This is a genomic window from Streptomyces sp. NPDC037013 (assembly GCF_055607265.1).
This window is the reverse complement of record NZ_JBVJRV010000003.1, coordinates 800,650-827,635: the sequence shown is the minus strand read 5'-3', so window position 1 is coordinate 827,635 and position 26,986 is coordinate 800,650. Positions and strand designations below refer to the sequence as shown.

Genomic DNA, 26,986 nt, shown 5'->3' with positions numbered 1-26,986 from the left:
GGACAGTTGAGAAACTGACGGACGTGCAGATGCGCGGAGATTCTTTTGTGGGGTGTGAGGGGAATCGCATGGCGGCCGCTCCGGCATTCGAGGAATTCACTCCCGAGAGCGACTGTGATTGTCCCGGCTGTATTCACTGGCGCCGTATGGCGGTGCATTCCCTGCCCACGCGGCTCGGCGGCCACCCCGCCGCGCACGGCGCGCGCCGCGCCCTCGTGCTCGCCGCCGCGGCCGGCACGGTCCTCGGCGGCCAGGCGCTGCCCGCGGCGGCGTCGGCCGAGGTGGCGGGCGCCCCGGCGGCCCGGGGGCAGGACCCGGCCGACGGCGACCCGGACAGCCCGCAGGGCGCCGCGGCCCCGCTGTACGGCGGCGCGCAGAGCCCCACCCCGGGTCCGCCCGGCGTCGCGGCGGCCCCGGCGACGACCCGGGCGGAGATCATCGCGCGGGCGGAGAAGTGGGTCGCGGCGAAGGTGCCGTACGACATGGGCGCGTTCTGGTCCGACGGCTACCGGCAGGACTGCTCGGGCTTCGTCTCGATGGCCTGGAAGCTGAGCGGCAACGAATGGACGGGCAGCCTCGGCAAGTACGCCGTCCGTATCGAGAAGGAACAGCTGCAACCCGGCGACATTCTCCTCTTCCACAATCCGGCGAATCCCACGAAGGGTTCGCACGTGACGATTTTCGGGGGCTGGTCGGACACCGCGCACACGCGTTATCTCGCCTACGAACAGACCCGCCCGATCACCAGGAAACAGGCCACCCCCTATGCCTACTGGACCAATGGGGACCGCTATCTGGCCTATCGCCACAAGGGCGTGAGCGACGGGCCCGCGAGCGGCGCGGACGCCACGACGACGCGGTACCCCGGCGCCCGCGCCTTCGGGCCCGGGGCGAACAACACGTACGTGACGCGGCTCGGCGAGGCGCTGATCGCCCGCGGCGGCAAGCGCTTCTACCGCTCGGGCCCCGGCCCGCGCTGGAGCGACGCGGACCGCAGGGCGACGCAGGCCTTCCAGCAGGCGCAGGGGTGGCGGGGCGCGGACGCGGACGGGCTGCCGGGGCCCAGGACGTGGGCGTACCTGATGACGGGCAAGGGCCGGGACATCCCCGCGGCGAACGGCGGCGCCGCCGGTGCGCCCGCCTACCCGGGCCGTGGCGTCTTCCGCCCCGGCAGCACGGACCCGGCGATCGAGCGGCTCGGCGGGCAGCTGGTGAAGAAGGGCTACGGCAGGTACTACACCCGGGGCCCCGGCCCCGCCTGGAGCGAGAGCGACCGGCGCGCCGTGGAGGCGTTCCAGCGGGCCCAGGGCTGGCGGGGCGCGGCGGCCGACGGCTATCCGGGGCCGGAGACGTGGCGGCGGCTGTTCCGGTGACCGGACCGGGAGGCGCCGCGCCGGGGCGCGGGACCGGCAGGGGCCCGGGGCCCGGGCGTGGGCGCCGGGCGGGCACGAGAGAGAACGAGGCACGAATGAGTCGGAGGCACGGATGAGTGCGACGGCAGCTTCCCAGCCACAGCCCGCGCGGTCCGACGGGCCGCCCGGGCCGGCCGCCGCGCGGCCGCCCCGGGTCATCCAGACCGAGGCCACCACGGAGATCCCCGTCCACCTCCTCTTCCGCGACGACCCGGACGACGCGACGGGCGTGCCACTCCCGCCGGCCGTGGTTCGGCGCAGGCAGGGCACCGGTGAGCAGCCCCGTACCCCCCGGCGGCCCGTCCCGCCCGCCTTCGACCCGCCGGCGCGCCCGGTGCCCGAGGCCGACCCCGCGCTCGTGGAGCGGCGCGCGCGTGTGCTGCCCGGTCTCGCCGGGGTGCTCGGCGGCTGCGCGGGCGTCGCCGGGTGCGCGCTCTCGCTGTGGTGGGCGGGGGTGCTGCCGGAGCCCGCGCTGCGGGTCACGGGGCTGCCCGGTGACGGGGGCGCGGGGCTCGGCGCCGCGCAGTGGGCGTCGCTGGCCGGGTCGGGGACGCTCGGCCTCTTCGGGTTCGGCGGGCTGGCCCGCGGCCGGGTCGGCAGGGCGTGGGTGCTCAGCCTCTTCGGCCGCTACCGGGGCACCGTCCGCCGCACCGGCCTGCTCTGGGTGAACCCGCTGCTGCTGCGCCGCCGTGTCGACGTACGGCTTCGGCACTGGAGGAGCGAACCGATGCCGGCCGTGGACCGGGCCGGGGTCGCCCTGCGCGTCGTGGTCCTCGTCGTGTGGCGGGTGCGGGACCCCGCGCGGGCGACGTTCGCGGTCGAGGACCACCAGGAGTATCTGCGGGAGTGCGTGGAGGCGGCCACGGCGCGGGTCCTCTCGCGGCTGCCCGCCGACGCCTTCCACGACGAGGCGCCCACCCTGCGCGACGCGGAGGCGGTCGGGGTCGCGCTGACCCGGGCGCTCGCGGCGGAGGCGGCGGCGGTCGGCGTCCAGATCTTCTCGGCCCAGCCGACCTTGATCGAGTACGCCCCCGAGGTGGCGGCGGCGATGCAGCGCCGCCGGGTCGCTGCGCTTGACGCACGCCACCGCGACACGGTGCTGACCTCGGTGGTCGACTCGGTGGAGGACACGGTGACGCGGCTGACCACGCGGGGTCTGGTGGAGCTGGACGACTACGAGCGCAAGGCCTTGGTGAAGGACCTGACGGTGGCGTTCTACACGGGCCACGGCGAACACCGCTGACGACGAGACCTCACCGGAAACCCCAACAGCCCATCCCCTCAATCCTGTTGAGGGGATGCGTCATGCGGACGGAACCTCTCCGCGATTGGTATGGACATGTTCAACTAACGGCAATAATCTGAGACTTGGTCTAGACCGCAGTGCGCGCACGTCCCACGGAACTCCCCACGTTCGGCAGGAGCGGCACATGCGAAACAAGAAGATGTACGCGGCCCTGGTCGGTCTCGGCACGGTCGGCGCGTTCGCGCTCTCCGCCGGTGGCGCCAGCAGCCACGGCTACACGGACCTGCCCGCAAGCCGGCAGATCAACTGCGCCAAGGGCGTGGTGACCGGCTGCGGCTCCATCCAGTGGGAGCCGCAGAGCGTCGAGGGCCCCAAGGGCTTCCCCGCCGCGGGACCGGCCGACGGCAAGATCTGTTCGGCGGGCATAGCCGGCTTCGACCAGCTCAACTCACCCAAGGCACCAGGGGGAGGGGCCTGGCCGACGACGAAGGTGAGCGGCGGCCAGAACTACACCTTCCGCTGGCAGTTCACCGCCCGCCACCGCACCACCGATTTCAAGTACTACATCACCAAGCAGGGATGGGACGACAGCAAGGCGGTGACCAGGGCGGTCCTGGACACCACGCCGTTCCTCACCGTCCCGTACAACAGCCAGCAGCCGCCCGCGACCCTCTCGCACAGCGGCACCATCCCCGGCGGGCGCAGCGGACACCATGTGATCGTCGCCGTCTGGACCATCGCGGACACGGCGAACGCCTTCTACGCCTGCTCGGACGTTCAGTTCTGAGCATCGCTTGAGGAACTTCCCCCCACCCCGCGGGTAGGTTCTGCGCACGCCGTGCCGACCTCACGGCGTGCGCAGAACCGTGCACGTGCCACGCGCACGGCAGGACCAGGACATCGGGGGAACCTCATGGAGTTCATGTTCTACGCCGTGCCCAGTTTCATCGCCGTGGTGGTGATCCTCGGGGCGGCCAAGGTGGTCAAACGCTCCACCGAAGTGAACCGGGCCTGGAACAGCGGCCTCACCGCCGAGGCGCGGTGCCTGCGGACGTACACCACGACCAGAGGCCACGGCGACGACGGTCGCATCTCCACGACGCTGCACCACGTCTACGAGTTCACCACCCGGGAGGGCCGAACCGTCCGCTTCGAGGAGGAGGACGGCCCGTCCACCACCGTCGAGGGCGACATCGTCACCGTGCACTACACGGCAGGACGCCCCGAGGCGGCGACCGCGCGCCCGCCCCGCCCGTTCGCGATGGCGGCGGGCACGGTGGGCATGCTCTGCTTCTTCGGCCTGATGCTGGCCTTCTGTGTCTTCTTCATGGTCACGGCGCACGACTCCTTCGCCGACGACGTCTTCAGCGACATGCCGTAACAGGACGGGCCGGCACACTCCACATCTGACGGTACGTCAATTACCGTGCCGCACCATGGAGTCCACCGGAACGACGGTCGCCGATCTCGTACGGGCCCGGTGGGGCGACCACCGCACCGGGCTGCGGTTCGCGGGCGGGCAACTCAGCCACCACCAGGTGGCCGCGGGCGCGGCAGCCAGAGCCGCGCTCCTCACCGACCTCCTGCCGCCCCGCGGCGAGCCCCACATCGGCGTCCTGCTCGACAACACCCCCGAATACCCCCTGTGGCTGAGCGCGGCGGCACTCGCCGGAGCGGCGGTCGCGGGCATCAACCCCACCCGGCGCGGCCCCGAACTGGCCCGCGACATCCTGCACACCGACTGCCGCGTCCTCGTCACGGAACGGACGCATCTGCCGCTCCTGTCCGGCCTCGAACTCCCCGGCGTACGCGTCCTGGTGACCGACACCGCGGCCTACCGGGAACTCCTCGCCCCCTACGCGGACGCGAAGCCCGAGACCGCGCGGACCGTGCACCCGGGCAGCCGCATGCTCCTCTACTTCACCTCCGGGTCGACCGGCGCCCCCAAAGCGGCCATCTGCAGCCAGGGCAGACTCGCCGCGGCGGGCGCCTCGCTGGTCACCCACTTCGGGATCAGGCCCTCCGACACCCACTACATCTGCATGCCCATGTTCCACGGCAACGCGGTGATCGCCGACTGGGCGCCCGCGCTGGCCGCGGGCGCAGGCGTGGCCCTGCGCGCCCGCTTCTCCGCCTCGCGATTCCTCTCCGACGTACGGGACTTCGAGGCGACGTACTTCACGTACGTGGGCCGGGCCGTCCAGTACATCCTCGCCACCCCGCAACGCCCCGGCGACCGGGACAACCCCCTGCGGGTCGGCTTCGGCACCGAGGCGGGGGCGGTGGACGCGGCACGCTTCGAGGAACGGTTCGGGGTACGGCTCGTCGAGGGGTACGGGTCCTCCGAGGGCGGCGCGGCGATCCAGCGCACCCCGGGCACCCCGGCCGGCGCGATCGGCCGCGCCGCACCCGGCGACGACCTCGCCGTGGTCGACCCCGCCACGCGGCGGGAGTGCGAAGCGGCCCGGTTCAGCGCGGACGGCCGCCTCCTGAACGGCCGCGCCGCCATCGGCGAACTGGTCAACCGCGGCCCCAACCCCTTCGAGGGGTACTGGCGCAACGAGCGGGCCCAGGCGGAACGCCTGCGGGACGGCTGGTACTGGACGGGAGACCTCTTCTACCGGGACGCCGACGGCTACCTCTACTTCGCCGGCCGCACGGACGACCGGCTGCGGGTGGACAGCGAGAACCTCGCGGCCGCGATGATCGAGAACATCCTCGCGCGGTACGCCGGGGCGGCCGGGGTCGCGGTCTACGCGGTCCCGGACCCGGTCGCCGGCGACCAGGTCATGGCGGCGCTCGCCCCGCCGCCCGGCTCCTCCTTCGACCCGCTCGACTTCGCCGAATTCCTGCTCTGCCAACCGGACCTGGGCACGAAGATGGCGCCGCGCTTCATACGGGTGGTCCCGCGGATGCCGGTGACGGCGACGAACAAGGTCGCCCGCGGGGTCCTGCGGCGCGAGGGCTTCCGGTGCGGGGACCCCGTCTGGTGGCGCCCCCCGGGTTCGCCCGCCTACCGCCGCCTCACGCCGTCCGACGTGACGACCCTGCTCTCCGAGTACGAGGCGCGGGGCCGCGCGGGGTCACTGGACCTCTGAGCCCGGCGACGTCTTCCCCCGCGCCTTCCCTTTCCCGTAGGAGCCCCAAGCCCGCCGCTCCGCGGCGGATGCTTCCCACCCACCCACCCGTTTACCCCGCGCCGCAGGGTTGGAGTAGGGGCGGGGACGGGGGGCGTTTGCCCCGTGCCGTCGGGTTGGAGTCGGGGTGGGGTGGGGGGTGCGTTTACCCCGTGCCGCCGGGCTGGAGTCGGCGGGGGCGGGGCCTGAGGACCCACCGGGCCGCAGGCGCGTGCAAGACGGGAGGGGACGTGGGGGTATGTGCGAACGGAGCACCGAGCCAACCATGGCGTCTTTGTTCGTGCAGCGCGGCGCAGGGATAGCGAGTACGCACATACCCCCGCGGCCCCGCACCCACAAACGAACCCCAGGCGACACCAGCACAACCCGTGGACGCATACCGTAGGAGCCTCGGCCGGGGGAGGGGCAGCGTGAGGGCAAGTCGTCGGATCCGCGGGCGGAGCGTCCTCGTGGCCCACGCCCACGCCCACCCCACTCCCAGCCACCCATGGCGCAGCGCCGCCTACCTCCTCAGCGGAGCCCTCCTCGGCGCCGCCCTCCTCCTCGTGGGCCTCGCCCTCACCACCGCCGGCCTCGCCCTCACCCTCGTCCTCATCGGCCTCCCCCTCCTCGGCGCCCTCACCCTCACCGGCCTCCCCGTCGCCGCCGTCGAGCGCCGCCGCCTCACCCTCCTCACCCCCGCCACACCCCCCGCCCCGGCCCCCCACCGCACCCCGGCCACCCCCGGCATCCCCGCCTGGATCCGCCTCCGGCTGACGGAGCCGGCGACCTGGCGCGAGCTCGCGTACGCCGTGCTGCTCGCCGTCGTCCTGTGGCCCCTTGACCTCCTCGTCCTGGCCTGCACGGTCGCCCTCCCCGCGCTGCTCGCCGCCGCTCCCGTCCACCTCGCCCTGGCCGGTGGCGCGGGCGGCGGCGGAATCCGCCCGGCCAAGCTGTGGCTCGTCGACAGCTGGCCCGCAGCCGCGGGCACCGCACTGCTGGGCCTCGCGCTCCTGCTCGTCCTCACCCGCCCCCTGGGCACGTACGCGTCCCTCCGCGCCGCGTTCACCCGCCTCCTGCTCGCCCCGCGCGAAGCGGAACTCGCCGCCGGTCTCGCGGAGGTGACCCGTTCCCGCGCCCGCCTGGTCGACGCCTTCGAGGCCGAACGCCGCCGCATCGAGCGGGACTTGCACGACGGGGCGCAGCAGCGCCTGGTCGCGCTGACCATGACCCTCGGCCTCGCCCGGCTCGACGCGCCGCCGGACGGCCCGCTCGCCGAACGACTGGCGGTGGCGCACGACGAGGCCGGCCGCGTCCTCACCGAACTGCGTGAACTGATCCGTGGCATCCACCCGCAGGTCCTCGCCGACTACGGCCTCACCGCGGCGGTCGAGGACGCGGCGGACCGCTCGCCCGTCCCGGTGACCGTCGAGACCGCCGGGGGCGCCGTGCCGAGGCTGCCCCAAGCCGTTGAATCCGCCGCGTACTTCGCGGTCCGCGAGGCACTCGCGAACATCACCAAGCACAGCGAGGCGACCCGGGCCCACATCACCCTCACCCACACCACCACCACCCCCGCCCCCGCCCCCAAACCCACCCCCCACGGCGTGCTCCGCATAGACGTGCGGGACGACGGCCGCGGCGGCACGGACCCGGACCGCGGAACGGGCCTCACCGGCCTCGCCGATCGTCTCGCCGTCCTCGATGGCACACTGACGGTCGCCAGCCCGCCGGGCGGCCCGACCGTCCTGTCCGTCGAGATCCCCGTGGAGCCGCCTTGTCCGACCGAAGGCTGAGAGTCGTACTCGCCGAGGACAGCGTGCTGTTGCGCGAGGGGCTCGTGGCCGTGCTCGGCCGCTTCGGGCACGAGACGGTCGCGGCCGTCGGCGACGCGGACGCGCTGCGGGACGCCGTGTCGGCGTACGAGCCGGACATCGTGGTGACCGACGTGCGGATGCCGCCGGGGTTCCAGGACGAGGGGCTGCGCGCGGCGGTCGCCCTCAGGGCGGGACGTCCGGCGCTCCCCGTCCTCGTGCTGAGCCAGTACGTCCAACGGTCCTACGCCGCCGAGCTCTTGGACACCGGCGACGGCACGGGCGTCGGCTACCTCCTGAAGGACCGGGTGGGCCAGGTCGAGCAGTTCGTCGAGGGTCTGACGAGGGTCGCGGAGGGCGGGACGGTCGTCGACCCGGAGGTCGTACGGCAGTTGCTGCGCCGCCGCCGCGACCCGCTGGAGCGGCTGACGCCGCGCGAGCGCGAGGTGCTGGCCCTCGTCGCCGAGGGGAAGTCGAACGCGGCGATCGCCGGTGAACTCGTCGTCTCCGAGGCGGCGGTGGGCAAACACATCGGCAACATCCTCGGGAAGCTGGGCCTGCCGCCGGCCGACGGAACGCACCGCAGGGTGCTCGCGGTCCTGACGTACCTGAGGGCGTGACGGCACGAGGGCGTGACGGCGTGAGGGAATCGTGGGGAAGGGACACAAGTCGGCAAAAACCGCTCGCTTGACCGATTACGATCCACGTCCATGAGCGCGCGAGAACAGCCCGGGACGACGACCCAGAGCCGACTTACCCCCGCCACCCCCGCCGCCCGCGCCCGACGGGCCCGTATCGCCGCCGCGTCGCTGCTGATGGCCGCCGCCGCGGTGGTCCTCGCGCTGCGGCTGGCGAGCCGCTCGTCCGTCCTCGTCGTCGGGGTCTACGGCGTCCTGCTCATCCTCTGCGGCGCGGTGATCGAGCTGAGCCGCCGCGGCCGTACCAGGCTCGGCACCTGGCTGCTGGCCGCGGGCCTCGCGGCGGCACTGTTCATGGACGGCTTCGTCCTGTCCTGACCCCGACCGCCCCCCGTACCCCCACCCCCATCCCACCCCCGCCCTCAGGACTCCAGATACCGCAGCACCGCGAGGACCCGGCGGCTGTAGCCGTCGGCGCGGGACAGGCCCAGCTTGTCGAAGATCGCGTTCAGGTTCTTCTCGACCGCGCTCAGCGAGATGTGCAGTTTCTGCCCGATGGCCGCGTTGGTGTGGCCCTCGGCCAGCGCCTCCAGAACGGTCCGCTCCCTCGGCGTGAGCCGGGTCAGCGGGTCGACGTGCGTGGTGCGGATGAGCAGCTGACGGACGACCTCCGGATCGATGGCGGCGCCCCCCGCGTGCACCCGCTCCAGCGCGTCGAGGAACTCCTCGACCTGGGCCACCCGGTCCTTGAGGAGGTAGCCGACCCGCTCGGCGCTCGACGTGAGCAGCTGCGTCGCGTAGTTGCGCTCCACGTACTGAGAGAGGACGAGCACGCCGATCTCGGGGCGCAGTTCGCGGATCCGTACCGCCGCGCGCAGCCCTTCGTCGGTGTGGTCGGGCGGCATGCGGATGTCGGTGACGACGACGTCGGGGGTGTGCGCCCCGACCTCCCGCAGCAGCGCATCGGCGTCGCCCACGGCGGCGAGGACCTCGTGGCCCTCCTCGGCGAGCAGCCGGACGAGGCCCTCCCGCAGCAGGGTCGAGTCCTCGGCGAGGATTACGCGCACGGCAGCTCCGCGGTGATGGTGGTGGGTCCCCCGAGGGGGCTGTCGACCCGCAACGTTCCGTCGAGCGCGGCGACCCGGCTGCGCAGCCCGGTCAGCCCGCTGCCCGCCGGGTCGGCGCCGCCGGCCCCGCTGTCGCGGACGAGCACGGTGAGCGTCGCGGGGCCGGTCTTGCGCACCTGTACGAGGACCTCCTCGGCCGCCGCGTGCTTGGCCGCGTTGGTCACGGCCTCCGACACGACGAAGTAGGCGGCCGTCTCGACGGGGGAGGGCAGCGGGCCGGGTACGTCGTACTCCATGCGTACGGGGAGCGCGCACCGCTCCGACACCCCGCCGAGCGCCTCGCGCAGCCCCAGGCTGTCGAGGGCGGTGGGGTAGACCCGCCAGGCCACCTCGCGCAGTTCGGTGAGGACTTCCCTGGCTTCCTTGTGGGCCTGTGCGAGCAGGGCGTCGGCCTGTTCCGGGGTGCGGCCGCGCCGGGCCCGGCCGAGGAGCATGGCGAGGGCGACGAGCCGCTGCTGGACGCCGTCGTGCAGATCGCGTTCGACGCGGCGCCGCTCCACGTCGACGGCGTGGACCACCGCGGCCCGGCTGGTGGCCAGCTCGTCGATGCGGCGCTGGAGGAGTTCCCGGTCGGAGGGGCCGAAGCACTCGCGGGCGAGCCGGGCGTCCTGGTCGGTCAGGGCGCGCAGCCCCTGGACGGCGAGGAAGAGCAGGGTGCCGCCGAGGACGACCTGGCTGAGCAGGTCGAGCCAGGTCATCGAGGAGCGGGCGAGCGACACGGCGAAGATCCCGGCGAGGACGGCGCCGAAGTCGACCAGGCCGACCACGACCGCGCACAGGAGTCCGGAGTACGTACGGGCCGCGAGGTAGCGCAGGATCTGCTGGTCGCTCGGGCGGTGCTCGGGGAAGACGTCGTGGAAGAAGAGGGAGCGCCGGCGCCGTTCGACGGCGGTGAGTCTGCGGGCGCCCGCGGCGAGGAGGGCGTGGGCGCGGCGGCGGGTGCGCGGCCAGAGCAGGAAGGCGCCGAGGGCCGTGCCCGCGACGGCGAAGTAGACCAGGCCGAGCAGCGCGCTCAGGCAGCCGGCGAGCACACCGGAGACCCGGAGCAGGAACGGGGCGGCCACGGGCTCCTTCACGTCGTCCGACATTAGCCGAGCCCTAATCCGCGCGCCGGTGTCGGGGCCCGGCGCCGGAGCGGGCCGCCCGGCCGCGGGAGCGCACCCGCACCGTCACGTACCAGGCGACCGCAAGGAGGACGAGGGCCAGGACGGCCTTGGACAGGAGCCCCACGTACGTTCCGACCGCGTCCCACTGGTCGCCCAGCCAGTAGCCGGCCAGGACGAGGACGGAGTTCCAGACGAGGCTGCCGGCCGTGGTGAGGGCGAGGAAGACGGGCAGCCGCATGCGTTCCACACCGGCCGGCACGGAGATCAGGCTGCGGAAGATCGGCACCATCCGGCCCAGGAGGACGGCCTTGGTGCCGTGCCGCGCGAACCACGCCTCGGTGCGTTCCAGGTCGGCGGCCTTGACCAGCGGCAGCTTCGCCCACAGGGCGTGCATGCGCTCGCGGCCGAAGAGCACGCCGATCCCATAGAGGGCGGCGGCGCCCACCACGGAGCCGAGCGTGGTCCAGAACAGCGCCGAGAAGAGGCTGATCACGCCCTGCCCGGCGGCGAAGCCGGTGAGCGGCAGGATCACCTCGCTGGGCAGCGGCGGGAAGAGGTTCTCCAGGGCGATGGCGAGTCCGGCGCCCGGGCCACCCAGCACGTCGACGAGGTCGGCGGCCCAGCCCGCGATGCCTCCCGCGGGTTCCTGGGGGAGGGCGAGAGTCGTGAGGTCCATGGAGGCAACGCTAGAAAGCGCAGGTCAGCGGCGGTATGAGGGTTGCCGTCGACGTGGGGTGCGGAAAACCGCACCCTTCCCCCGCGCACCCGGGGCAGGCCCACGGCGGCGGGCAGCGCGAAAGGGCGTCCCCGGAGACCGGGAACGCCCTTTCGGCATTCGCAAGTGCGCCGCCAGGGACTCGAACCCCGGACCCGCTGATTAAGAGTCAGCTGCTCTAACCAACTGAGCTAGCGGCGCCTGCTGACGAGTAAATAGTACCTGGTCCCGGCGGGTGCTCCGAACCGGAGCCGGTCCGCCCCCGGACGCCCCTAGATCGCCAGGGACAGCAGCACCGGCGCCGCGCCCCGGTTCAGCGTGTCCGCGGCCTCCCGCAGCCGGTGCGCGTGCTCGACCGGCAGGGAGAGGGCGAGGCAGCCGACGGAGGAGCCCGCGGTGATGGGCACGGCCGCGCAGACCGTGCCGACCGCGTACTCCTGGAGGTCGAGGACCGGGACCGTGGCGGGCTGGGAGGCGAGGCGGTTGAGCAGGACCCGCTCGTCCGTGATCGTCCGCGAGGTGAGGCGGGCCATCTTGTGGCGGGAGAGGTGGTCCTTGCGGCCGTCCACGTCCAGCTGGGTGAGCAGGCTCTTGCCGACCGCGCTGGCGTGCGCCGAGGAGCGGAAGTCCACCCACTCGTTGACCGCGGGAGTGCGGGGTCCTGCCGCGAAGTCGGTGACGCGGACCTCGCCGTCCACGTAACGGCTGATGTAGACCGCGGCGCCGATGGAGTCGCGCAGCCCGTCCAGGGTGCGCCGGAGCTTCTCGCGCAGCGCCTCGGCGCGCCCGTGGGCGGAGCCGAGGCGGCTGAGGGTCTCGCCGGTGACGTACGCCCCGGTGGTGTCGTCGGCGAGCTGCTCGACGTACCCCTCGCCGCGCAGCATGCGGAGCAGCGGGGTGAGCTCGGTGAGCGGCAGGCCGGTGTCGCGGGCGATCCGGGCGGCGGTGACGCCGGTGCCGTGCCGTGCGACGGTCTCCAGGACCCGCAGGGCGCTCTGGACGGAGCGGTGCGGCGTTGTCGCCTCGTGCTTCAACGCCACGGCAATCCCCCTGCGTGGAACGGTTCCGGACAGCTGGACTCCGTCCCACGATAGCCGCCAACTGGTCTATTCGGAGGGTCTGTTGTGGAGATTGGCGGTGCGCTTGGGCCCTGTCAGCAGGAACGCGCCGCTCTGGCATATGCCCAGGTCATGCCCCGGTCCGGGGACCCGTCCCGCGGGTCCCCGGAGCGGGGCCGCGCGGTCACAGCACCGCGCTGAGGAACTCCCGGGTCCGCTCGTGCTCCGGCTCCGTGAAGATCTTCTCCGGGGTGCCGGACTCGATGACCCGGCCCGCGTCGAACATGAGCACCTGGTCCGAGATGTCCCGGGCGAAGTTCATCTCGTGGGTCACGCACAGCATGGTGATGTCCGTGGTGTGCGCGATGTCGCGCAGCACGTCGAGGACGCCCGCCACCAGCTCGGGGTCGAGCGCGGAGGTCACCTCGTCGAGGAGCAGCACCTGGGGGCGCATCGCCAGGGCGCGCGCGATGGCGACGCGCTGCTGCTGGCCGCCGGAGAGCTGGGTCGGGTACGCGTCGCAGCGGTCGCCGAGCCCCACCAGGTCGAGCAGCTCGCGGGCCCGCACCTCGGCCTCGTCCTTGGACATGCCGAGGACGGAGACGGGCGCCTCGGTGATGTTTCTGAGCACCTTCATGTTCGGGAAGAGGTTGAACTGCTGGAAGACCATCCCGATGTTCTTGCGGACCTCGCGGACGTGCTTCTCGCCGGCGGGGACGAGCTTGCCGTTCTTCTCCTCGTGGGTGAGGTACCTGCCGCCCACCTTGATGGTGCCCTGCTCCGGCTTCACCAGCGTCATGAGCAGACGCAGGATCGTGGTCTTGCCGGAACCGGACGGGCCGATCAGCGTCACGTGCTTGCCGGAGGCGACCGAGAAGTCCAGCTCGTCCAGGACGGTGTTCGAGCCGTAGCGCTTGACGACCTTGTCGAAGCGGATCAGCTCACTGCCGTCGACGGCCGGGTTGGGGATTTCCTGGGAAGTGCTGCTGTCAGCGGACAAGGCGACGCTCCAAAACTCGCAGAAGAAGAGAGGCCGGGTAGGCGATGACGATGAAGGCGACACCGACCACGCTGATCGCCTCGTAGGTGAAGGTCGTCTGGCTGTACCCCTGGGCCTGGCCCAGCATGTCGAGCGCGCCGATGGCGGCCATCTGCGGCGACTCCTTGAGCATGACGATCACGTAGTTGCCCAGGGCGGGGATGACCCGGCGCACCGCCTGCGGCAGGATCACGGAGGTCCAGGTGCGGCGCCTGGAGAGGCTGAGCGCGGTCGCCGCCTCCCACTGGCCGGCCGGCACGCCGTCGATGCCGGCCCGGTAGACCTCGGAGGTGTACGTCGAGTAGTGCAGGCCGAGCCCGACGATGCCCGTGGTGAGCGGGGACATCGAGGGGCCCCACTCCGGCACCACGTAGAACAGGAAGAACAGCTGCACCAGGAGCGGGGTGTTCCGGATGAACTCGGTGACCACCGTGACCGGCCAGCGGATCCACTTCTTCTCCGAGCGCTGGGCGACCGCCCAGACCAGGCCGAGCGAGAAGGCGATCAGGGTGCCGAAGAGCAGCGCCTTGAGGGTGAGCTCCAGGCCGTCCCAGAAGAGCGGCATGAAGTCGTCGACGTGATCCCAGTTCCAGTTCACTTGGCACCCCCCGTGCCGGTGACGGCGTCGATCGTCGACCTGGAACGCATCCCGGCGAACAGGCCGGTCTTCTCGGGGGCCTGTCCCACCCGCTTCTTGGCGTGCCGCTCCAGGAGCCGCATGCCGCGGGTGAGGATGAACGCGAGGACGAAGTACAGGGCGAGCAGCAGCGTGTAGATGGGCGCGCTCTCGTTCTTGACGAGCCGCAGCAGGTCACCGGCGAAGGTCATGTCGGCCACCGCGATGAGGGAGACCAGCGAGGTGCCCTTGAGCAGCTCGATCAGCAGGTTGTTGAACGGCGGGATCATCTCCGGCCAGGCCTGCGGGAGTTCGATGCGGCGCAGCCGCTGCATCGGGGTGAAGTTCAGGGCGATGCCCGCCTCGCGCTGGGCGGGCGGCACCGCGGCGAGCGCGCCGCGCACGATCTCGGAGGCGTACGCCCCGTAGGTGATGCCGAGCGCCAGGACGCCCGCGAACATCGGCTGGAAGCTGATGTTGAACACCGGGGGGACCGTGAACGCGATCCAGAACATGAAGACCAGCGACGACGTGCTGCGGAAGATCTCGAAGTAGGCCCCGGCGAGGAAGCGCACGATCCAGAGCCGGTTCGTGCGCAGCACGCCGATCGGGAAGGCGATCACGAAGGCGAGGGCCGCGCTGAGGAAGGTGACCTGGACGGTGATCCAGACGCCGGGCAGGAACCAGTTCCCGAAGAACTCCGACGACATCATGAGGAGCCGCCCTTCGCGGGGGGACAGAGCTTGTCCACGGTCAGGTCCGTCATCTCGGCCTCGGTGAAGCCGAACGGCTTGACGATCCGCAGGAGTTCGCCGCTCTCCTTGAGCTTGTGCAGCTCCTTGTTGAAGGCGTCCCGCAGGTTCTTCTCGGAGAGCCGGAAGGCGAAACCGCCCGCGCCGTAGGCGGGCTTCCCGTCGACCTTGGGCTGGAAGGGCTCGGTCGCCTCGACCCGCGGGTTCTTCTTGATCACCGTGCGGACGGTGACGTTGGTGCCGGCGAAGGCGTCCACCCGGCCCTGGGCGACGGCGTCGAGCCCGGCGACCTGGTCGGGCAGGACGAGGACGGACTTCACGCCCGCGGCCTTGGCGTAGTCGATCTCCGCGTAGGCGGTGCCGCTCGCCAGCTTCAGCCCCTTCTTCGCGATGTCCTCGTACCCCTTGATGCCGTGCGGGTTGCCCTTCTTCACGATGAAGGAGTCGAGCATGAGGTAGTCGGGATCGGAGAAGAGGACCTGCTCGCACCGGGTCGGGTTGATGTACATGCCCGCCGAGACCACGTCGAACTGGCGCGCCTGCGTCAGCCCGGGGATCAGGGCGCCGAACTTGGTGGGCACCGCCTTCACCTTGGGCACACCGAGGCGCGGGAAGATCACCTTGGCGATCGCCGGGGCCTCCCCGGTGACCTCGCCGTCCTCGTCGATGTAACCGAACGGGACCTCACCCGCGACACCGATCCTGACCGTACCGCTGTCACGCAGGCGGTCCAGCAGATCGCCCCCCTCGACCTTCCCCTCCTCGGGCACCCGGCTGCATGCCGAGACCCCGAACGCGCCAAGAGCCGCCCCGCCCGCTCCGGTGAGCAGGGCGCGGCGGCGAACCGCTCTGCCGGTGAATCCCTCGTTGTTCCCAAGTGGTGGAGCCATGGGCGCGCGGCTACCCGACTCGAAGCAACATATGCCGGTGAATTCCGGCCCCTGATGCAATCGTTGTGCTCTTGACCCCGGGAGGAGCATGGACCACATGTCAGAGCGATTCATCGAAGTCTCCCTCGCCAAGCGGGGAGTTCAGTGCACGGCGAAACTGCTCGACGACCGGGCCCCGGTGACCTGCGCGGCGGTGTGGGAGGCGCTGCCGCTCGGTTCGGACGTCTATCACGCGAAGTACGCGCGCAATGAGATCTATGCGCTCTTCCCGGCTTTCGCGGACCGGGAGCCGCCCCTGGAGAACCCGACGGTCACCCCCATCCCGGGAGATCTCTGCTATTTCTCCTTCTCCGGTACGGAACTGGGCACGCAGGCCTACGGCTACGAGCCCGAGGCCGACGTGAAGGCGGGCACCACCGTCGTCGACCTCGCCCTCTTCTACGAGCGGAACAACCTGCTCCTCAACGGCGACGTCGGCTGGGTCCCCGGCATCGTCTGGGGCCAGATCGTCGAAGGCCTCGACCGGATGGCCGAGGCCTGCAACGACCTGTGGCGCGCGGGCGCACAGGGGGAGACGCTGAACTTCAAACGCGCCTAGGCGCCCCGCGGACTCAGCTCACGCCCGGCGCGGGCGCCGCGATCCCCGCGCCGCCCGCCTCGTACAGCGCGTGCGCCGCCCGCAGCACCACCGTGTCGGCGTGCCGGGCCCCGACGATCTGCACCCCGACCGGCAGCCCGCTCCCGTCCACCCCGCAGGGAACGGTCGCGGCGGGCTGCTGGGTGAGGTTGAAGGGGTACGTGAACGGGGTCCAGCCCGTCCACCGCCGGTGCCCCGAGCCGCGCGGCACCTCGGCCCCCGCCTCGAACGCGGTGACCGGCAGCGTCGGCGTGACCAGCAGGTCGTACGTCGAGTGGAAGCGGCCCATGCGGCGCCCGAGGTCCATGCGGACGTCGACGGCGGCGAGGTAGTCCAGCGCGCTGTACCGCGCGCCCTGCCCGCAGACCTCCCGCAGCCCCGGATCGAGCAACTCGCGCTGGGCGGGCGCCAGATGCTGCACGACCCGCGCCGCCCCGCTGAACCACAGGGTGTGGAAGGCCTCCACCGGCTCGGAGAAGTCGGGGTCGGCCTCCTCCACGTACGCGCCCTGCGCCGCCAGGGACTCCACCGCCCGCCGCACCGCCGCGGCGACGGCCGGCTCCACCGCGACCTGCCCGCCCAGCGACGGCGAGTAGGCGACGCGCAGCCCGCGCACCCCGCCGTCGAGGCCCTCCCGGAAACTCCCCGCCACCGGGCCGAGCTGGGACCAGTCGCGCGGATCCGGGCCGGTGATGACGTCCATCATCAGGGCCGCGTCCGCCGCGTCCCGGGTCATGGGCCCGACGTGGGCGAGCGTCCCGAAGGGGCTCGCGGGATACAGCGGCACGCGCCCGTACGTCGGCTTCATCCCGAAGATCCCGCAGAACGCGGCCGGGATGCGCACCGAACCGCCGCCGTCCGTGCCGAGCGCGAGCGGGCCCGCGCCGACCGCCACGGCCACCGCGCTGCCGCCGCTGGACCCGCCCGAGGTGCGCGACGTGTCGTACGGATTGCGGGTGATGCCGCTCTGCGGACTGTCCGTGACGCCCTTCCACCCGAACTCCGGGGTCGTGGTGCGGCCGACGAAGACCGCGCCGTGCTCGCGCAGGCGGGCGACCGACGGCGCGTCCTCGTTCCACTTCCCCTCCGGGCGCACGGTCAGCGAACCGCGCAGCGTCGGTCCGCCGCGCATCAGGAGCAGGTCCTTCACCGCCACCGGAACGCCGTCCACCAGACCCTGCGGCTCGCCGCGCCGCCACCGCCCCGCACTGGCCTCGGCCTGTGCGAGGGCGCTCTCCGCCTCGATCCGCACGAACGCGTTCACCGCCGCCCGGGTCTCCTCGGCCCGCCGCAGCACGGCACGGGCCGCGTCGACCGGGCTGAATTCGCCCTTGCGGTAGCCCTCGACGAGTCGTACGGCGGTGAGATCCGTGAGCTCGGTCATGCACGCTCCTCAGAAGTCGGACGGAGTGGGTGACGTGCCATCAATGTCCCGGGACATACCCGCGTTCCTTGTCGACCACGTTCGCCAGCGGCCCGCCCGCCTCCCACGCCTCGTACAACTCGACGAACTGGCGGCCCAGTTCGTCGCGCCAGCCGACCGTGTCGCCGCTCATGTGCGGGGAGACGAGCAGCCCCGGCACACTCCACAGGGGGCTGTCGGCGGGCAGCGGCTCCCGCTCGAAGACGTCCAGCGCCGCGCCCGCGATCCACCGCCCGGACACCGCCGCCACCAGGTCGTCCTCGACGACGAGCGGGCCGCGGCCGATGTTGATGAAGTGCGCGGACGGCTGCATGACGCCGAAGCGGCGGGCGTCGAACATGCCGCGCGTGTCGTCGGTGAGCGGTGCCGCGCACACCACCCAGTCGGCGCGCCCGAGGAGCCGGTCCAGGTCACCGGGGCCGTACACGCCGGCCCGTGGGGTGCGGCCCACCAGCGCGGTGATGATGCCGAGCGCCTGCAGCGTCCGCGCGATCGCCCGCCCGATGGGCCCCGAACCCACCACGCACGCGCGCGTGCCGGAGATCCGCCGCGACTCGCGGTGCCGCCAGGTGTGCTCCCGCTGCAGTTCGAGGGTGCGCGGCAGATCCTTGGCCAGGGCGAGGACGAGCGCGGCGACGTACTCGGCGATGGGCTGGTCGAAGACGCCGCGCGCATTGGTCACCACCGTGTCGGAGGCGGCGAGTTCGGGGCACATCAGATGGTCCACGCCCGCGCTCGCGGTGTGCACCCAGCGGGGCCTCGGCCCCGCGCCCGGCCAGGCGCGGCGCACCGAGTCCGAGCTGAAGTCCCACACCAGCAGCACGTCGGCGAGGGGCAGCCGGTCGGCGAGGGCGGCCTCGTCCGTGTGCAGGATCCGGGCGCGGCCGGTCAGGCCGCCGAGGCGCGGCGGGGGCGTGGGGGGCTCGGCGTCAAGGACGAGGACGGTCGTTTCGGGCGTCGGGGAGAGACCGTTTCGCAAGAGGTTCCGCTTCCCTGTCAGAGGTACGGCCCCACCGGTTCCGGATCCGCGTCCGGAACCCGGCTCGGCCGTCTGAGATGTGCGGATTGACCACGCTCGCACCCGAACCTACCTTCGTCAACAGAGGCACTGCTGTACCGGCGGTGCCCGGAGCCAGTACTCTCCGTGCAGCCGTACGCACACTCCGTGCGGTACGACCGCGCGGCATCCCCGTCCCGACGTCCCGGCGCGTCGCCGGCTTCGCTCGTCCCCCGGCCCCCGGCCGGTCCCTGAATCAACGCACGAACTTGGGGACTGTTCATGGACGTCTCTTTCCTCGGCGGACCGCACCCACAACGAGGTGTCGGTGTCGTAGCCCCTTTTGACTTCGTCCTCGACCGCGAACTGTGGCGGTGGATCCCGGACGAGATCTCCCTCCATCTGACCCGCACCCCGTATGTGCCTGTCGAGGTGAGCCTCGACCTCGCCCGCCTGGTCAGCGAGCACGAGACGCTCGGCGAGGCGGTCCGCGCGCTGACCGCCGCCGAGCCCGAAGTCCTCGCGTACGCCTGCACGTCGGGCAGTTTCGTCGGCGGCACCGCCGGGGAACGCGCGATGTGCGAGGCCATGACGCGCGAGGGCGCGGTCGCCTCGGTGACCACGTCGGGCGCCCTCCTGGAGGCCCTGGACGAACTGGGCGCGCGGCGCATCGCGCTCGTGACGCCCTACACCTGGTCGGTCACCAGGTCCCTGGAGGAGTACCTGGCCGAGGCGCACGTCTCGGTCTCCGCGCGCGCCTACCTGGGGCTGACCCGGCACATCTGGAAGGTCCCCTACCGCGACGTCGCGGACATGGCGCGCCGGGCCGTCCAGGGCAGCGTCGGGGGCGTGGACGCCCTCTTCATCAGCTGCACGAACCTGCCGACGTACGACGTCATCCCGCAGCTGGAGGCGGAGTTGCGGATGCCGGTGATCTCCGCGAACCAGGTGACGATGTGGTCCGCCCTGCGTCGGCTGGGTACGCGTGCGGTAGGGCCCTATCAGGCACTGATCGATCCGTCGGCGCGGCCGGGCGGCAGTCCGCTCGATCCGTCGGCACCGCCGCAGGGCCTGCCCGAAGTACCACCCGCAGAAGGAGGAGGCTGGACGTGACGGCACTCGGATTTCTCTACCCGGGGAACTCGGCCGAGGACGACTACCCCCGCATGGAGCAGATGCTCGGCAGCGACATCCGGCTGCAGGTCGTCCACACGGACATCGGTGAGGACGCCCACCGGGTCGACGCGCTCCTGGAGATGGGCTCCGACGCCCGGCTCGCCGCCGGCGTCGAGGAGCTGCGGCTCTCCGGTGCGGAGGCGGTGGTGTGGGCGTGCACCAGCGGCAGCTTCGTCTACGGCTGGGAGGGCGCCCACGACCAGGTCCGCAAGCTGGCCGTGGCCGCGGGGCTGCCCGCCTCCTCGACGTCGTTCGCCTTCGTCCATGCCGTACGCGAGGTGGGCGCGGCCCGTGTCGCGGTCGCGGCCACCTATCCGGAGGACGTGGCCGGACACTTCTCGGCCTTCCTGAAGGACGGCGGCGCCGAGGTCGTCTCGGTGCGCGGCAGCGGCATCGTCACGGCCCAGGAGGTCGGCACCTGGGGTCGCGACGAGGTCCTCGCGCTGGCCCGCGAGGGCGACCACCCGGACGCGCAGGCGCTGCTCCTGCCGGACACGGCGCTGCACACGGCCGCGTACCTCCGTGAGCTCGAATCCGCCCTCGGCAAACCGGTCCTGACGGCCAATCAGGTCACGGTATGGGAGGCGTTGCGGCTTGCTCAGCGTCGGGTCAATGCGCCTGAGATGGGGCATTTGTTCACTCGGGAGCCGGTGGTGCAGGTTGGGGGGTGAGGGGGGCGGGTGTGTGTGGGGGGCTCACGTGGTGCGGGTTAGGGGCTGAGGATCAGCCTTACCACCGTTAACGTCTGGACCGATCCGGAGACGTAGTAAAGGACGATGGCGCCGTCTACCGTCGCCTCCCTGCGGTCCGGGTCTTCCCGCACGGGCGTGGACCCGTGGCCGTACGGATCCCGGCCCACGGTGCGCGCGAGCGCGGTGCGGAAGGCGTCGGCGTCGCCCATCTTGGCGAGGGTGTCGTCGGCGGGCGGTGCGTAGGTGACGCGGTAGCCGCGGCGGTGGCGAGGGCTCACGACGCGCCCCGCCTCTCGGCCTCGTCGGAGGCGAGCCGGGCGAGGCGGGCCTCCGCGTCGGGGTCGGGCACGGCCTCCAGCATCCAGTGCCGCATCACGGAGTGGATCTCGTCGACCCCGGCGGCGTTGATGGCCCGGTCGAACTCGGCGCGGCGTTCGGCGGGGAGCGCGGCGCGGATGTCCGGGATGGTGTTGGGCACCTCGACCTCGACTCCGTCGACGAGGGTCTTCAGGGGATCAGCCATGGGCGGCACGGTAGTGGGGGGTGGGAATCAGCCTTCGGGCAGGGGTCGGGAATAAAACGGAGTGAGCCTCCTGTTCTCGTCCGCGTACCCACGTGACGTACGTACGCAGTGCAGGAGGCACCCCCAGTGACAGTGGACCCGATCGGCGAAGGCACCCGTGACGACCTCGGGGAGCGGTCAGATGGCGACGGCATCCGCGGGGAGCGGCACGGTAGCGCGCCTGTGCCTCTGTCCGTCCTCGATCTGGTCACCGTGGGCGCCGGACGCACCGCCACCGACGCCCTGCGCACCAGCGTGGAGTTGGTGAAACTGGCGGAGGCCCGCGGCTACCACCGCTACTGGGTCGCCGAGCACCACTCCATGCCCGGCGTCGCCTCCTCCTCCCCGGCCGTGATCCTCGCCCACCTCGCCGCCCACACCCGCCGCATCCGGCTCGGCTCCGGCGGGGTCATGCTGCCCAACCACGCTCCACTCGTCATCGCCGAGCAGTTCGGCACCCTGGAGGCGATGGCCCCCGGCCGCGTCGACCTGGGCCTCGGCCGCGCCCCCGGCACGGACGGTGCGACCGCCGCCGCGCTGCGCCGCACCGACCGCCTGAACGAGGGCGCCGACGACTTCCCGCAGCAGCTGGCCGAGCTGACGCGCTTCCTCGACGACGACTTCCCCGACGGCCACCCCTACCGCCGCATCCACGCCGTGCCGGGCCCGGTCCAGGCCACCTCGCCGGGTGGCGTCCAGTCTCCGCACCGGCCCCCGCTGTGGCTGCTCGGCTCGTCCGGCTTCAGCGCCCGGCTCGCCGGGGCGCTCGGTCTGCCGTTCGCCTTCGCGCACCACTTCTCCGCGCAGAACACGATCCCGGCGCTCGACCTCTACCGCGAGTCGTTCCGGCCCTCCGCGCTCCTCGACGCCCCGTACGCCGTCATCGGCGTCTCGGCGCTGGCGACCGACGACGAGGCCGAGGCCCGCCGCCAGGTGAGGGCCGCCGCCCTGAACATGGTCCGCCTGCGGACCGGCCGTCCGGGCCTCGTCCCCACGCCCGAAGAGGCGCAGGCGTACGAATTCAACGAGATGGAGCGGGAGTTCGTCGCCAACTGGAACTCCAACGTCATCCACGGCACCGCGGACGAGGTCCGTGCGGGCCTGGACGACCTGGCGAAGCGCACGGGCGCCGACGAGCTGATGATCACGGCCAACGCGCACGGGGGTGACGTGCGGTTGCGTTCGTATGAGCTGATCGCGGATGTGTATGGGGTGGGGCCCGGGGTGTGAGGTTGGGTGAGGGTGGGGGTGCTGAGTGCGCCTTTGGTCCGTAATCCTCCGTGGCCTGGAGCGTGCGCGTCCGCGGGTGATTCGGGGTGCGAAAGGCGGCTGGCGACGGGGGGAGGGAGGGGTGGTTGCGGACCGGTCGCCGTCGGGCCGGGCGGAATGGGGTTGTTGGCCGTACTCCCGCCGTCTCGCATGACGGGTGCGTGAGGAGACCGCGCCGCCCGGCCGTGACTGAGGGGAGCAGCTGCTGCCGCGATGTGGTGGCGGCCGGTGTGGTCGCTCCGCGTCGGTTCCGGTCTCGTCGGGGCTCAGGAGCGTGTCGTTGCGTGTCGGGGCGTGTCGTTGGGGAGCTCGGCGACGGGGGCGTGTGGTGGTCCGTGTTTCTCGTGTGGGGGGCGCGTGGGTGAGAATTATGGGGCGTTGCGTAGTAGGGCGGAGATGCGGTCTGGGGGGACCGGGCGGGAGTAGAGCCAGCCTTGGCCCGTGTCGCAGCCGATCTTGCGGAGGCGGGTGGCCTGGGATGCGGTCTCCACGCACTCTGCCGTTACCGTGAGGCCCAGGCGGTGGGCTAGTTGCACCATCGCCTCGACGATGACCTCGTCGGCCGGGTTGGTGTGGGGCTCGCCCTCCTCGTACTGGAAGCTGCGGACGAATGAGCCGTCCAGCTTCAGTACGGAGACCGGGAGGCGGCTGAGGTAGGCGAGGTTCGAGTAGCCCGTGCCGAAGTCGTCGATGGCGATCCGTACGCCCATGTCGCTGAGCGCCTGGAGGGCCTGCAGGGGGCGGCCCGCCGAACCCATGACGGCGGACTCGGTGAGTTCCAGTTGCAGCAGGTGCGCGGGGAGGCCGGTCTCGTTGAGGATTTCCGCGACGTCCGCCACCAGGTCGGAGTCCCACACCTGACGCACTGCCACATTGACGCTGACGAACACCGGGTCGCGCTCGGGGTGTTCCAGTTGCCAGCGTCGCGCTTGTTGGCACGCGCGGTGCAGGACCCAGCGGCCGAGCTGCACGATCGAGCCGTCCTCCTCGGCCAGTCCGATGAACCGATTCGGCGTCAGAAGGCCGAACTGCGGGTGCCGCCAGCGCACCAGGGCCTCGACGCCGTGCAGTCCCTCGTCGTCCAGGCCCACCAGCGGCTGGTAGTCCAGGACGAACTCGTCGCGGTCGACGGCGGGCCGCAGCGAGCTGGCGAGCGCCTGCCGGGTCATGCGGTGCGCGTTGCGCTCGGGGTCGAAGAGCGTCCAGCGGGCCTTGCCGTCCGTCTTCGCCCAGTACAGGGTGGTGTCGGCAGCCTGCATCAGGCCCGTCGTGGTGGTGCCGGCCGCGCGCCGTTCCACGACGCCGATGGAGGCGGAGACCGAGAGCCGCTGACCGGACAGATCGAAGGGTTCCTGTAGGGCTGTCAGTGTCCTGTCGGCCAAGTCCACCAGCTGGTCCGTGCCGGTCGAGTCCTCCACGAGCAGCGCGAACTCGTCGCCGCCGAGGCGCGCGACCAGCGGCGCCGCGCCTCTGCCTGCCCGGTCCGCGCAGCGGGTGAGCCGCTCCGCGACGGCGGCGAGCAGCCGGTCGCCGACCCGGTGGCCGAGGGTGTCGTTGACCGCCTTGAACCCGTCGAGGTCCAGATAGCAGAGCCCGATCCGCCCGGTGCTCGTGTCGTCGTACGTGCCCGCCTCCAGGGCGGCGGCGAGCCGCTCGAAGAAGAGGTTGCGGTTGGGCAGCCGGGTCACCGGGTCGTGCATCTGCACGTGGCGCAGCCGGGCCTGGAGCTCGCGGCGCGCGCTGATGTCCGTGGCGGCCAGGAGGGCGGTGCCGCCCTCGCCGGGCCCCGGCATCGGCGAGACCGTGATCTGTACCCAGAGCGAGTGGCCGTCCGGGTGCTTCAGACGCCGGGTGCAGCGCAGTCTGGCCTGCCGGCCGCGGAGCACCTCGCGGTACGCGTGCCAGGTGCGGGCGTCGGAGGCCAGGTCGATCAGGTCGGCGGCGATGCGGCCGGTGAGCGCGCCGGGGGCCGCGCCGAAGAGTGCGGACAGGGCGTCGTTGGCGCTGAGGACCAGACCCTCGTCGTCGATGACGGCGAGGGGCAGCGGGGCGGCCGCGAACGCGCCGCGGTAGTCGGACCGCTCCGTGCGGCGACGCTCCGTGATGCCGGCCCGGCTCCGGCCGGGTGCTGTGACCGTCGTGGGGGTGGGCCCTTCGGACGTTCCGTTCACCGCTTGCTCCCGCAGTGCAGTTTGTTCTCGAACAGGTCTCGTCGGGCGGCGGGCAGAGGCGGGCGGTGGTGTGGGGACCGGGCCCGCGCTGGAAAGTGTGCCGATCATAGAGGCTGGTTGGAGGCCCGTTCCAGCCGCGCCGTCGGGGCGGGCGGGGCCCGGTGGCCTCGGCAGATCGTTTCTGCTCGGGCCTGAACTGGTTCCGTTGTGACCCGATCGCTTGTGACGTTCGGTGAGCACTCGGGGTGTCGTCCCCTCGCCTCACACTCACTCGGAAGGGCCAGACAAACAGGGCGTACTTCAACAAAACATCTCAAGGTGGGTGGGGTGTCCCGCATTCCGCACCCGGAGGTCGACGTGCCGCGTCAGCTCCCCCCTTGGGGACTCACCCGTGGAGGGGAGAACTCCCGTCTTCGCAGCACCGCCGCCATCCTCACCTCCCTGACCGCCCTGGCCGCCACCTCGCTCGTCGCGGGCCCCGCGATCGCCGAGCCCACCGGGGGACCGTGCGCCCTGCGCCGCACCACCGCGCACCACTCGGAGGGGCTCGACACCTGGAACACCGCCTACCCGCGCCCGCTCAGGACCCTGAACGCGGTGATGGTGTTCCTCTCCTTCCCGGATTCCCCGCCGATGACCGCCCCCGCCGACCTGGCCGCCGACTACTTCCCGGCCACCAGCCGGTTCTTCGAGCGCGCCTCGTACGGCAGGTTCAGCCTGACCCCGCACCCGCAGCGCGACTGGGTCCAGATGCCGCAGAGCTCCCTGTCGTACGCCATACAGCGCGACTGGAACGCCAAGCGCCGTGCCGCCTACCTGCGCGACGCGGTGGCCGCCGCCGACCCGCACGTCGACTTCTCCCGCTACGACGTCGTCTACTTCGTCGCCGACCCGGACGCGCCCGGCGTCGACTCGGACGCCACGAAGGTGGTCAACTTCGACCGGCCGATGCGGGCCGACGGCACGGAGATCCGGCGCATCGTCACCGTCTTCGAGCGGCACCCGCCGGACCGCAACGTCCTGGCCCACGAGACGGGCCACGTCTTCGACCTGCCCGACCTCTACCACCGGCCCACCGACGGCAAGGGCGACTGGGACACCTACGTGGGCGACTGGGACGTCATGGGCAGCCAGTTCGGGCTCGCCCCCGACCTCTTCGGCTGGCACAAGTGGAAGCTGGGCTGGCTGGAGCGGCGGCAGGTGCGCTGCCTCGGCGCGGGCACCGAGCGGCTGACCCTGGACCCGCTGGCGGCGCCGCCCCCGCCCGGCGGCCTCGGCGGCACCCGGCTCGCCGTCGTCCGCACGGGCAGCGGCACGGCGCTGGCCATGGAGGCGCGCGGTTCCCTGGGCAACGACGAGGCGACGTGCACGGAGGGCGTACTCCTGTACGAGGTACGCAACGGGACGGCGTCGGGCGGCGGCCCCGTCGAGGTCGTCGACGCCCACCCGGACTCCGGCTCCTGCTGGGGCGAGTCGGTCTACCCGCAGCTGGCGGACGCCCCCGTGCGGGCCGGCGAGAGCTTCACGGTGCCCGGCGAGGACATCCGCGTCGAGGTGGCCGGACGGACCGCTTCCGGGGCGTGGAACGTGCAGGTCACGACGGGCTGAGCCGGGGCCGGGACGGCGCGCGTACGCAAGAAGCCCCTCGCTTCCGCGAGGGGCTTCTCACCGTCTGTGCGCCGCCAGGGACTCGAACCCCGGACCCGCTGATTAAGAGTCAGCTGCTCTAACCAACTGAGCTAGCGGCGCCTGCTGACGTCGTAGACCTTAGCACTCTGATCGCCGCCAGGAAAAATCGATGTGCGTACGGCCGAGGAGGCCGCCGAGCGGGCCGCGCGGACGCATGCCCAGAGGATGACCTCGGGTCCCGGGAGCCAGGGGTGGCGGGTGTCGGGGGCCACCAGCCACCGCGATCCGAGGCGGTCGCCGGACGCGGCGTCCGGGGCGCCGGGGGTCGCCGTGAGCGGCGGTACGGTCACCGCGTCGCCGGTGCCGTGGCAGAGCACGGACGGGACGGCGGGGCCCCACTCCTCCCACTCCAGGAGGGCGGGCAGGCGCTGGGCGGTGCCGGGAGAGGCGAAGAGCAGGACGCGGCCGCGGTGGGCGGCGACCGGTCCCGAACCGGGCCCCTCCGCCCATAACCGGTCCAGCATCCGGCGCCCGAAGACCGCGGGGACGCTCACCACGTCGAAGGCGGAGCCGCAGGGGAGCACGGCGGGGGCGGTGGGTTCGCTCCGCCAGAGAGCGAGGGCGCTGCGGGGATACGTTTCCGCCGAGGCGAGCCAGGCGGCGCCTTCCGCGGTGACGGTGCGGGCGCCGTGGGCGGGGCCGGTGGGGGACGGGCCCGCGGGGGACGGGGCGGCCGGCGAGAGGGCCGCGTGCAGGGGTAGGGGAGTGCCGCTCATGGCAGGTACATGTACCGGTAGTGAGGGTTCCATTTCTGCGAGTTACGAAAAATCGGGACAGGGCGGGGTGGGTTGGGGTACCTTGCCCCGTCTGGCATATGCCAGATCGTGTGGCGCGGCGCGGC

The 26,986-nt window shown here is 72.3% G+C and carries 27 protein-coding genes and 2 tRNA genes; 13 read left to right on the top strand and 16 right to left on the bottom strand.

Features of this window, described 5'->3' with window-relative positions:
* Nucleotides 1–68: 68 nt before the first annotated feature.
* The 8 genes from ACZ7DY_RS13520 to ACZ7DY_RS13485 all read left to right on the top strand — a co-directional run bounded on the left by ACZ7DY_RS13520 (nucleotide 69) and on the right by ACZ7DY_RS13485 (nucleotide 8,604).
* Nucleotides 69–1,373: a peptidoglycan-binding protein gene (locus ACZ7DY_RS13520; RefSeq protein ID WP_471134032.1), complete on the top strand. Its 1,305-nt coding sequence runs from the start codon at nucleotides 69–71 to the stop codon at nucleotides 1,371–1,373.
* A 112-nt stretch (nucleotides 1,374–1,485) separates the two neighbouring features.
* On the top strand, nucleotides 1,486–2,655 hold the full coding sequence (locus tag ACZ7DY_RS13515) for an SPFH domain-containing protein (protein WP_471134030.1): 1,170 nt from the start codon (nucleotides 1,486–1,488) through the stop codon (nucleotides 2,653–2,655).
* Nucleotides 2,656–2,842: 187 nt separating this feature from the next.
* Nucleotides 2,843–3,445, top strand: a complete 603-nt coding sequence (locus tag ACZ7DY_RS13510; RefSeq protein WP_471134029.1) for a lytic polysaccharide monooxygenase auxiliary activity family 9 protein — start codon at nucleotides 2,843–2,845, stop codon at nucleotides 3,443–3,445.
* A gap of 126 nt (nucleotides 3,446–3,571) precedes the next feature.
* Nucleotides 3,572–4,039 (top strand): DUF3592 domain-containing protein, encoded by a 468-nt coding sequence (locus tag ACZ7DY_RS13505; protein WP_471134026.1) that lies wholly within the window; start codon nucleotides 3,572–3,574, stop codon nucleotides 4,037–4,039.
* Nucleotides 4,040–4,094: 55 nt separating this feature from the next.
* Nucleotides 4,095–5,756 (top strand): AMP-binding protein, encoded by a 1,662-nt coding sequence (locus tag ACZ7DY_RS13500; RefSeq protein ID WP_471134025.1) that lies wholly within the window; start codon nucleotides 4,095–4,097, stop codon nucleotides 5,754–5,756.
* A 488-nt stretch (nucleotides 5,757–6,244) separates the two neighbouring features.
* Nucleotides 6,245–7,570: a sensor histidine kinase gene (locus ACZ7DY_RS13495; RefSeq protein ID WP_471134023.1), complete on the top strand. Its 1,326-nt coding sequence runs from the start codon at nucleotides 6,245–6,247 to the stop codon at nucleotides 7,568–7,570.
* Nucleotides 7,552–8,208, top strand: a complete 657-nt coding sequence (locus ACZ7DY_RS13490; RefSeq protein ID WP_471134020.1) for a LuxR C-terminal-related transcriptional regulator — start codon at nucleotides 7,552–7,554, stop codon at nucleotides 8,206–8,208. Before ACZ7DY_RS13495 ends, ACZ7DY_RS13490 begins: the two co-directional genes overlap by 19 nt.
* Before the next feature lie 90 nt (nucleotides 8,209–8,298).
* Nucleotides 8,299–8,604 (top strand): hypothetical protein, encoded by a 306-nt coding sequence (locus tag ACZ7DY_RS13485; protein WP_471134018.1) that lies wholly within the window; start codon nucleotides 8,299–8,301, stop codon nucleotides 8,602–8,604.
* 44 nt (nucleotides 8,605–8,648) lie between these two features.
* On the opposite strand, the gene ACZ7DY_RS13480 is transcribed toward ACZ7DY_RS13485, so the two are convergent.
* From ACZ7DY_RS13480 to ehuB, 9 genes are all read right to left on the bottom strand, one after another.
* The gene (locus tag ACZ7DY_RS13480; RefSeq protein WP_471134016.1) at nucleotides 8,649–9,293 is read right to left on the bottom strand and encodes a response regulator transcription factor; all 645 of its coding nucleotides are present in this window, start codon (nucleotides 9,291–9,293) and stop codon (nucleotides 8,649–8,651) included.
* Nucleotides 9,284–10,441 (bottom strand): sensor histidine kinase, encoded by a 1,158-nt coding sequence (locus ACZ7DY_RS13475; protein ID WP_471134014.1) that lies wholly within the window; start codon nucleotides 10,439–10,441, stop codon nucleotides 9,284–9,286. Before ACZ7DY_RS13475 ends, ACZ7DY_RS13480 begins: the two co-directional genes overlap by 10 nt.
* 10 nt (nucleotides 10,442–10,451) lie before the next feature.
* Entirely contained in the window at nucleotides 10,452–11,135 is a 684-nt protein-coding gene (locus ACZ7DY_RS13470; RefSeq protein WP_471134013.1) for a DedA family protein, read from the bottom strand.
* 166 nt (nucleotides 11,136–11,301) lie between these two features.
* Nucleotides 11,302–11,375: transfer RNA gene (locus tag ACZ7DY_RS13465), tRNA-Lys, on the bottom strand.
* Nucleotides 11,376–11,446: 71 nt separating this feature from the next.
* Nucleotides 11,447–12,214 (bottom strand): IclR family transcriptional regulator, encoded by a 768-nt coding sequence (locus tag ACZ7DY_RS13460; protein WP_471134010.1) that lies wholly within the window; start codon nucleotides 12,212–12,214, stop codon nucleotides 11,447–11,449.
* A gap of 202 nt (nucleotides 12,215–12,416) precedes the next feature.
* Nucleotides 12,417–13,232, bottom strand: coding sequence for an ectoine/hydroxyectoine ABC transporter ATP-binding protein EhuA (ehuA, locus tag ACZ7DY_RS13455; protein ID WP_471134008.1), 816 nt, complete (start codon nucleotides 13,230–13,232; stop codon nucleotides 12,417–12,419).
* Entirely contained in the window at nucleotides 13,222–13,869 is a 648-nt protein-coding gene (gene ehuD, locus ACZ7DY_RS13450; RefSeq protein WP_471134004.1) for an ectoine/hydroxyectoine ABC transporter permease subunit EhuD, read from the bottom strand. The genes ehuA and ehuD overlap by 11 nt, the downstream gene beginning before the upstream one ends.
* Nucleotides 13,866–14,597, bottom strand: coding sequence for an ectoine/hydroxyectoine ABC transporter permease subunit EhuC (ehuC, locus tag ACZ7DY_RS13445; protein WP_471134562.1), 732 nt, complete (start codon nucleotides 14,595–14,597; stop codon nucleotides 13,866–13,868). Before ehuC ends, ehuD begins: the two co-directional genes overlap by 4 nt.
* Nucleotides 14,597–15,529: an ectoine/hydroxyectoine ABC transporter substrate-binding protein EhuB gene (ehuB, locus tag ACZ7DY_RS13440; protein WP_471134002.1), complete on the bottom strand. Its 933-nt coding sequence runs from the start codon at nucleotides 15,527–15,529 to the stop codon at nucleotides 14,597–14,599. Before ehuB ends, ehuC begins: the two co-directional genes overlap by 1 nt.
* Nucleotides 15,530–15,626: 97 nt before the next feature.
* Between ehuB and ACZ7DY_RS13435 the strand changes: the two genes are divergently transcribed.
* Nucleotides 15,627–16,127 carry a DUF3830 family protein gene (locus ACZ7DY_RS13435; RefSeq protein WP_471133999.1) on the top strand — a complete coding sequence of 167 codons (501 nt, stop codon included), beginning with the start codon at nucleotides 15,627–15,629 and terminating at the stop codon, nucleotides 16,125–16,127.
* Nucleotides 16,128–16,140: 13 nt separating this feature from the next.
* Here ACZ7DY_RS13435 and ACZ7DY_RS13430 read toward each other — a convergent pair whose 3' ends face one another.
* Nucleotides 16,141–17,550 (bottom strand): amidase, encoded by a 1,410-nt coding sequence (locus ACZ7DY_RS13430; protein ID WP_471133997.1) that lies wholly within the window; start codon nucleotides 17,548–17,550, stop codon nucleotides 16,141–16,143.
* Between the two features lie 40 nt (nucleotides 17,551–17,590).
* Nucleotides 17,591–18,568, bottom strand: a complete 978-nt coding sequence (locus tag ACZ7DY_RS13425; RefSeq protein ID WP_471133995.1) for a D-2-hydroxyacid dehydrogenase — start codon at nucleotides 18,566–18,568, stop codon at nucleotides 17,591–17,593.
* A 300-nt stretch (nucleotides 18,569–18,868) separates the two neighbouring features.
* On the opposite strand from ACZ7DY_RS13425, the gene ACZ7DY_RS13420 reads away from it, so the two are divergent.
* Entirely contained in the window at nucleotides 18,869–19,699 is an 831-nt protein-coding gene (locus tag ACZ7DY_RS13420) for a maleate cis-trans isomerase family protein (RefSeq protein ID WP_471133993.1), read from the top strand.
* A complete protein-coding gene (locus ACZ7DY_RS13415; RefSeq protein ID WP_471133990.1) occupies nucleotides 19,696–20,433 on the top strand; it encodes a maleate cis-trans isomerase family protein in 738 nt (245 codons plus the stop codon). Before ACZ7DY_RS13420 ends, ACZ7DY_RS13415 begins: the two co-directional genes overlap by 4 nt.
* A gap of 38 nt (nucleotides 20,434–20,471) precedes the next feature.
* Here ACZ7DY_RS13415 and ACZ7DY_RS13410 read toward each other — a convergent pair whose 3' ends face one another.
* Both ACZ7DY_RS13410 and ACZ7DY_RS13405 read right to left on the bottom strand, forming a co-directional pair.
* A complete protein-coding gene (locus ACZ7DY_RS13410; protein ID WP_471134560.1) occupies nucleotides 20,472–20,663 on the bottom strand; it encodes a hypothetical protein in 192 nt (63 codons plus the stop codon).
* Between the two features lie 65 nt (nucleotides 20,664–20,728).
* On the bottom strand, nucleotides 20,729–20,977 hold the full coding sequence (locus ACZ7DY_RS13405; protein ID WP_471133988.1) for a hypothetical protein: 249 nt from the start codon (nucleotides 20,975–20,977) through the stop codon (nucleotides 20,729–20,731).
* Nucleotides 20,978–21,118: 141 nt separating this feature from the next.
* Here ACZ7DY_RS13405 and ACZ7DY_RS13400 point away from each other — a divergent pair, with 141 nt between their 5' ends.
* Nucleotides 21,119–22,246: an LLM class flavin-dependent oxidoreductase gene (locus tag ACZ7DY_RS13400; RefSeq protein ID WP_471134557.1), complete on the top strand. Its 1,128-nt coding sequence runs from the start codon at nucleotides 21,119–21,121 to the stop codon at nucleotides 22,244–22,246.
* Between the two features lie 407 nt (nucleotides 22,247–22,653).
* Here ACZ7DY_RS13400 and ACZ7DY_RS13395 read toward each other — a convergent pair whose 3' ends face one another.
* Nucleotides 22,654–24,456: a putative bifunctional diguanylate cyclase/phosphodiesterase gene (locus ACZ7DY_RS13395; protein WP_471133985.1), complete on the bottom strand. Its 1,803-nt coding sequence runs from the start codon at nucleotides 24,454–24,456 to the stop codon at nucleotides 22,654–22,656.
* 327 nt (nucleotides 24,457–24,783) lie between these two features.
* Here ACZ7DY_RS13395 and ACZ7DY_RS13390 point away from each other — a divergent pair, with 327 nt between their 5' ends.
* Nucleotides 24,784–26,064, top strand: coding sequence for a M6 family metalloprotease domain-containing protein (locus ACZ7DY_RS13390; RefSeq protein WP_471133983.1), 1,281 nt, complete (start codon nucleotides 24,784–24,786; stop codon nucleotides 26,062–26,064).
* A gap of 67 nt (nucleotides 26,065–26,131) precedes the next feature.
* Here the strand turns inward: ACZ7DY_RS13390 and ACZ7DY_RS13385 are convergent.
* Both ACZ7DY_RS13385 and ACZ7DY_RS13380 read right to left on the bottom strand, forming a co-directional pair.
* Nucleotides 26,132–26,205: transfer RNA gene (locus tag ACZ7DY_RS13385), tRNA-Lys, on the bottom strand.
* Nucleotides 26,196–26,861, bottom strand: coding sequence for a bifunctional DNA primase/polymerase (locus ACZ7DY_RS13380; protein WP_471133980.1), 666 nt, complete (start codon nucleotides 26,859–26,861; stop codon nucleotides 26,196–26,198). Before ACZ7DY_RS13380 ends, ACZ7DY_RS13385 begins: the two co-directional genes overlap by 10 nt.
* Nucleotides 26,862–26,986 lie beyond the last annotated feature (125 nt).

Excerpts from the sequence above, each read along its gene's own strand:
- ACZ7DY_RS13520 (WP_471134032.1), top strand. The coding sequence starts at position 69 with ATGGCGGCCGCTCCGGCATTCGAGGAATTCACTCCCGAGAGCGACTGT.
- ACZ7DY_RS13515 (WP_471134030.1), top strand. The coding sequence starts at position 1,486 with ATGAGTGCGACGGCAGCTTCCCAGCCACAGCCCGCGCGGTCCGACGGG.
- ACZ7DY_RS13510 (WP_471134029.1), top strand. The coding sequence starts at position 2,843 with ATGCGAAACAAGAAGATGTACGCGGCCCTGGTCGGTCTCGGCACGGTC.
- ACZ7DY_RS13505 (WP_471134026.1), top strand. The coding sequence starts at position 3,572 with ATGGAGTTCATGTTCTACGCCGTGCCCAGTTTCATCGCCGTGGTGGTG.
- ACZ7DY_RS13500 (WP_471134025.1), top strand. The coding sequence starts at position 4,095 with ATGGAGTCCACCGGAACGACGGTCGCCGATCTCGTACGGGCCCGGTGG.
- ACZ7DY_RS13485 (WP_471134018.1), top strand. The coding sequence starts at position 8,299 with ATGAGCGCGCGAGAACAGCCCGGGACGACGACCCAGAGCCGACTTACC.
- ACZ7DY_RS13475 (WP_471134014.1), bottom strand. The coding sequence starts at position 10,441 with ATGTCGGACGACGTGAAGGAGCCCGTGGCCGCCCCGTTCCTGCTCCGG.
- ACZ7DY_RS13470 (WP_471134013.1), bottom strand. The coding sequence starts at position 11,135 with ATGGACCTCACGACTCTCGCCCTCCCCCAGGAACCCGCGGGAGGCATC.
- ehuC (WP_471134562.1), bottom strand. The coding sequence starts at position 14,597 with ATGTCGTCGGAGTTCTTCGGGAACTGGTTCCTGCCCGGCGTCTGGATC.
- ehuB (WP_471134002.1), bottom strand. The coding sequence starts at position 15,529 with ATGGCTCCACCACTTGGGAACAACGAGGGATTCACCGGCAGAGCGGTT.
- ACZ7DY_RS13435 (WP_471133999.1), top strand. The coding sequence starts at position 15,627 with ATGTCAGAGCGATTCATCGAAGTCTCCCTCGCCAAGCGGGGAGTTCAG.
- ACZ7DY_RS13430 (WP_471133997.1), bottom strand. The coding sequence starts at position 17,550 with ATGACCGAGCTCACGGATCTCACCGCCGTACGACTCGTCGAGGGCTAC.
- ACZ7DY_RS13420 (WP_471133993.1), top strand. The coding sequence starts at position 18,869 with ATGGACGTCTCTTTCCTCGGCGGACCGCACCCACAACGAGGTGTCGGT.
- ACZ7DY_RS13410 (WP_471134560.1), bottom strand. The coding sequence starts at position 20,663 with ATGGGCGACGCCGACGCCTTCCGCACCGCGCTCGCGCGCACCGTGGGC.
- ACZ7DY_RS13405 (WP_471133988.1), bottom strand. The coding sequence starts at position 20,977 with ATGGCTGATCCCCTGAAGACCCTCGTCGACGGAGTCGAGGTCGAGGTG.
- ACZ7DY_RS13380 (WP_471133980.1), bottom strand. The coding sequence starts at position 26,861 with ATGAGCGGCACTCCCCTACCCCTGCACGCGGCCCTCTCGCCGGCCGCC.